The organism is Mesorhizobium sp. M7A.F.Ca.CA.003.01.2.1 (genome assembly GCF_003998945.1).
GTDB lineage: Bacteria > Pseudomonadota > Alphaproteobacteria > Rhizobiales > Rhizobiaceae > Mesorhizobium > Mesorhizobium ciceri.
The window spans coordinates 1-4916 of record NZ_RZRA01000386.1 but is presented as its reverse complement, the minus strand read 5'-3'; the positions used below and the strand labels follow the sequence as shown (position 1 = coordinate 4916).

The 4916-nt window shown below is 60.5% G+C and carries 5 protein-coding genes; 2 read left to right on the top strand and 3 right to left on the bottom strand.

Annotated elements, in window-relative coordinates; all coding sequences use genetic code 11:
* From EN969_RS16775 to EN969_RS16765, 3 genes are all read right to left on the bottom strand, one after another.
* Window positions 1-741: NAD-dependent epimerase/dehydratase family protein (locus tag EN969_RS16775; RefSeq protein ID WP_127419253.1), on the bottom strand; the 741-nt coding region annotated here is incomplete at its 3' end.
* Window positions 738-2036, bottom strand: a complete 1299-nt coding sequence (locus tag EN969_RS16770) for an O-antigen ligase (protein ID WP_013532712.1) — start codon at window positions 2034-2036, stop codon at window positions 738-740. The genes EN969_RS16770 and EN969_RS16775, both read right to left, overlap by 4 nt.
* The gene (locus EN969_RS16765; RefSeq protein ID WP_127224166.1) at window positions 2033-2521 is read right to left on the bottom strand and encodes a hypothetical protein; all 489 of its coding nucleotides are present in this window, start codon (window positions 2519-2521) and stop codon (window positions 2033-2035) included. Before EN969_RS16765 ends, EN969_RS16770 begins: the two co-directional genes overlap by 4 nt.
* Between EN969_RS16765 and cysD the strand changes: the two genes are divergently transcribed.
* Together cysD and cysN are read left to right on the top strand one after the other, a co-directional pair.
* Complete coding sequence (cysD, locus tag EN969_RS16760) at window positions 2520-3425, top strand: sulfate adenylyltransferase subunit CysD (protein WP_013532711.1); 906 nt, start codon at window positions 2520-2522, stop codon at window positions 3423-3425. The two genes, EN969_RS16765 and cysD, sit on opposite strands and share 2 nt — an antisense overlap.
* A gap of 2 nt (window positions 3426-3427) precedes the next feature.
* On the top strand, window positions 3428-4916 hold a 1489-nt coding region (gene cysN, locus EN969_RS16755; protein WP_164758301.1), incomplete at its 3' end, for a sulfate adenylyltransferase subunit CysN.

Below are 4916 nucleotides of genomic sequence, written 5' to 3'. Positions count from 1 at the left end.
CCCCAAACCTCTGCGAAAGACGGCGATGACGGCGTCGAGGGCGACCGGCGGCACATCGGCGCCGACATAGATCGGGCGAAGCAGCCCGGAATGGCTGAGCAGGTGCGACACTGCTCGCACCGCGGCCTCGGAAGACATCAGCGAACGGATTCCGGTCAAGGCACCAGTCGGCAGCGGCAGCGGCGTATCGGCAAGGCGCATCAGCGTTGCCAGATTTCCCCTCATGCCACTTCCATAGACCGGAGGCAGGCGCAACACGGCGGCGTCGGAGCGGCCATGCGACGCATAGGCGTCCAAAACCGTGATCTCGCTTTCGCGCTTCGAGCGTCCATAGGCGCATTGTGGGGCAGGAAGCGTGTCCTCGTCGATCGTTGCGCTGACGTGCGCGCCGATCACCGCCCGGATCGAGGAGAGATGAATGAAACGTCCGCTTATCTGGGCCGCCGCTGCATGCGCCAGCCTTGCGCTCAGTTCCACATTGGCCGCCTGGTAATCGGCTTCGGTTGCATTTCCCCGATCATTGTTGAGGCCAGCGCAATGGACGACGTCAGTCATATGCCGGGTCAGTTCCAGGAAGGCGGCGGCCGGCGCATCGAAGCCGGGCATCGGCACAGTCTCGTTCTCCGAACCAAGCCTCTCGGGATGGCGGGAGGCGAGGCGAAGCTCGGCACCGGCTTCGCGTAAGTGGCGCACGACAAGACGCCCGATGAAACCTGTCGCGCCCGTGACCAGAACCTTCATGGCCTTGCCCGAGACAGGTCTTGCGTGACTGGTGCAAGTGCCGGTTCGTCCAGCAAAGGAACATGACGTCCGGAGGCGAGATATGTTCCGCTCACCAGGAAGACCATCAGCACCGAGTCCAGAATGTCATGGCCGACCAGGATGCCTGTCATTCCGGCCGTCAGATAGGTGATCACCACGACGACAATCATGGTGGCGCCGAACCGCTCGTTCGGATCGCTGCTGCTTCGCAAGACCCGGGCGGCATTTCCAGCGGCAACGATAAAGATCGCTGCCAGCGTCACGGCGCCCAGAATTCCTGCTTGCACCAAGGCGGTCAGGAAGCCGTTGTGGAAATGGTTGAAGCCTGTGTCCATCGCGAACTGCTCATGAAAGCCCTGTTTGATCAGAAGCTGGGTTGCACCCACACCGTGCCCGAACAGTGGCATGTCATGGAATGCTTTGAGGCCGATCTCCCAAAGCGCAACACGTATTCCCAACGAGGTGTCGTAGTTGCCGCTAGCTCCAAGCGCACCCCAATCGGAGCGCAAAAAGTCGACCCGCCCGGATATCGCCTGGAAGCTGGAAGCGGCGATCACGACGCCGACTGCCGCCAGCAGCAGCAGCAGGCGAACGGCATTCCTGCCCCTGAGCCTGTGCCGGTTGATCAACATGACGGCTATGCCGGCAATCAGCAGTGCCAGCCAGATGGTACGCGAGCCGGAATAGATGACGGCGATCGTCCCGGCCAGTGTCGCGTAGAAGAGGGGTGTCCGGGCTTGCTCAATACTGGACAAGGCGCCAGCCACACACGTCACCACGGCAAGGCAGACGACGGTTGCGAAGACGATCGGATTTCCGGCTCCCCCCTCCGCCCTGACGCCAATCCAATATTGCTGGATGACGGCCATGAGCAGCGCGACAAAGCAGGCGGCCATGCTGGAAAGCACGACGATGCGGGCAAGCGTGGTTTTCTGCGTGTTGCTCCAGGTCGAATAGGACACGGGAAAAAACAGGAAGGTGACGAGCGGGATAAGATGCGGCGCATCCCGGACAAACGAGTTGTTGACGATGGACGCCAGGAGATTGGCGGCGCAGTAGGCATAGATCGCGACCGTCATCCAGATCATGGGCCGGTCGGCGTTGAAGCGCCTTTTCCCTAAAGCAATCAGCAGGGCGGACGAAAGGCCTCCGCAATTGAACACAAAGCTGACCACCGACCCCAGAACCGGTGGAAAAAAGAAGCAAAGGATGGAGAAGTAGTTGTTGATCCGCGAAGGCGAGAATTGCTGTGTGAGGGATGAAAGCCGGTTCAATTTTCGGGCTCGCTGTTTTCGGCAAGTGTCATGCGGCGGATCTTGTTTAGCGAAGTTGAATGCGCTCGCCTCGAAATTGCCCATGCCTCATAACGCGCTTGCCCGCTGCCGAAGCTGGTATAGCGGCCGCCCCCCGTTTTCGATAGTGTATCTGGTGGATTGCCACCGAAAATCGGCGGCAGGCGACGGTCGGCCAAGGGAAGTCGCTTGAAAGCCGTAGCCGGCCATTCAAGCAATATTTTCCCCGCGTTTTCTCGGTTGTTGAGCTTGCGGGCAGGAATTTCCGGGTTTGATGGTATCTGTGGAAAATTCATTCTCGAACCATGTGCGGCCGGGCCAGTCTTGCATTGTTCTTGACAACGGCGATCTGCTAGAACGCCGGCACGAGGAAGATTGTCCAGAAACAAGGCTCGAACCGGGCGCAAAAGCTCGATGATTTGAGGCAGGTCTTCTGTTGGAAATACGAAAGAACGCCCACGGTCCATGACAACAGCGCTTACGCATCTTCAGCGGCTTGAGGCCGAGTCCATCCATATATTCCGCGAGGTTGCGGCCGCCTTTGCCAAGCCGGTCATGCTCTATTCGGTCGGCAAGGATTCATCCGTGTTGATGCATCTGGCGATGAAGGCGTTTTATCCCGCCAAGCCGCCATTTCCCTTTCTTCACGTCGACACGACGTGGAAGTTCCGCGAGATGATCGCCTTTCGCGATCAGATGGCGCAGAAACTCGGCTTCGATCTCCTGGTTCATGTCAACGAAGACGGCGTGCGCGACAACATCAATCCGTTCGACCATGGTTCGAACACCCACACCCATGTCATGAAGACCGTGGCGCTGCGCCAGGCGCTCGACAAATACGGCTTCGACGCGGCCTTTGGCGGCGCACGTCGCGACGAGGAGAAATCGCGCGCCAAGGAGCGCATCTTTTCCTTCCGCAATGCCCAGCATGTGTGGGATCCGAAGAACCAGCGCCCCGAAATGTGGAAGATATTCAACACCCGCATCGCATCGGGTGAATCGATCCGCGTCTTTCCGCTGTCGAACTGGACCGAGCTGGATATCTGGCAGTACATCCTGCAGGAAAGTATCCCGATCGTGCCGCTCTATTTCGCCAAGGAACGGCCGGTGGTGGAACGCGACGGCATGCTGATCCTGCGGGACGACGAGCGCATGAAACTCCGCCCCGACGAGACAGTGGAGAACCGGCTCGTGCGGTTCCGCACGCTTGGCTGCTATCCGCTGACTGGCGCCATCGAATCGGAGGCCGACACGCTGGAAGCCATCGTCGGCGAAATGCTGACGGCACGGACATCCGAACGGCAGGGGCGCCTGATCGACCGCGATGAAGCCGGCTCGATGGAAAAGAAGAAGCGCGAGGGGTACTTTTGACCATGCGCCACATCATGGCAAAGAGCCTCGCCCCCACCGACGGCGTTCGCGACTATCTGGCGGCGCAGGAGAAGAAGTCGCTGCTGCGCTTCCTGACCTGCGGCTCGGTCGATGACGGCAAGTCGACGCTGATCGGGCGCCTGCTGTCCGACACCAAGCAGATTTTCGAGGACCAGCTCGCCGCGCTCGAACGCGATTCGCGCAAGCATGGCACGACGGGCGACGACATCGATTTCGCACTGCTGGTCGACGGCCTCGAGGCCGAGCGTGAGCAAGGCATCACGATCGACGTCGCCTACCGTTTCTTTGCCACGCCGAAGCGCAAATTCATCGTCGCCGACACACCTGGTCACGAGCAATACACCCGCAACATGGCCACCGGCGCCTCGACCGCCGACCTGGCGATCGTGCTGATCGATGCCCGGCAGGGTGTGCTTCGCCAGACAAGGCGACATTCGATCATCGCCTCGCTGCTCGGCATCCGCCACGTCGTGCTGGCCGTCAACAAGATCGATCTTGTCGATTTCGATCAGACGGTTTTCGACCGGATCGTCGAAGACTACGGGCAATTCTCGCGCGATCTCGGCTTCCAGACCATTGTGCCGATCCCGATGTCGGCCCGTTATGGCGATAATGTCAGCCGTCGGTCGGAAAGCATGGAATGGTATTCCGGCCCAACGCTGATCGAGCATCTCGAAACCGTGTCGGTCGACCAAGCGATGGTCGAACTGCCGTTCCGTTTCCCGGTCCAGTATGTCAATCGTCCCAATCTCGACTTTCGCGGCTTTGCCGGCACGGTCGCTTCCGGCTCGGTTGCGCCCGGCGACGAGGTCGTTGTCGCCAAGTCGGGCAAATCCTCGCGCGTCAAGCGGATCGTCTCGTATGGCGGCGATCTCGCCCAGGCGGCTGCCGGACAGGCCGTCACGCTCGTCCTCGACGACGAAGTCGAAATCTCGCGCGGCAACATGCTGGTTTCGCCTGCCGCACGGCCGCAGGTCGCCGACCAGTTCGCCGCCAACATCGTCTGGTTCGACGAGCATGCGCTGCTGCCGGGCCGCTCCTACATCCTGCGCACCGAGACCGACCAGACCAGCGCCACCGTCACCGATCTGAAATACCGGATCAACGTCAACGACTTTGCCCATGAAGCGGCCAAGTCGCTCGAAATGAACGAAGTCGGCATCTGCAACATCTCGACGCGGACGCCGATCGCCTTTGATCCCTTCGCCGAAAACCGCACAACCGGCGCCTTCATCCTGATCGACCGCATCTCCAACGCCACGGTCGGCGCCGGCATGATCCTGCACTCGCTGCGTCGTGCCGAAAACATCCATTGGCAGTCGCTCGATGTCGGCAAGCGCGTGCGCGCCGACATGAAGAACCAGCGGCCCGCCGTGTTCTGGTTCACCGGGCTGTCGGGATCCGGCAAGTCGACCATCGCCAACCTGTTCGAAAAGAAGCTGTTCGCCACCGGCCGTCATACTTATATCC

Bases quoted from the DNA above. Each gene is read 5' to 3' on its own strand.
- cysD (WP_013532711.1), top strand. From the start codon at position 2,520: ATGACAACAGCGCTTACGCATCTTCAGCGGCTTGAGGCCGAGTCCATC.
- EN969_RS16765 (WP_127224166.1), bottom strand. From the start codon at position 2,521: ATGGACCGTGGGCGTTCTTTCGTATTTCCAACAGAAGACCTGCCTCAA.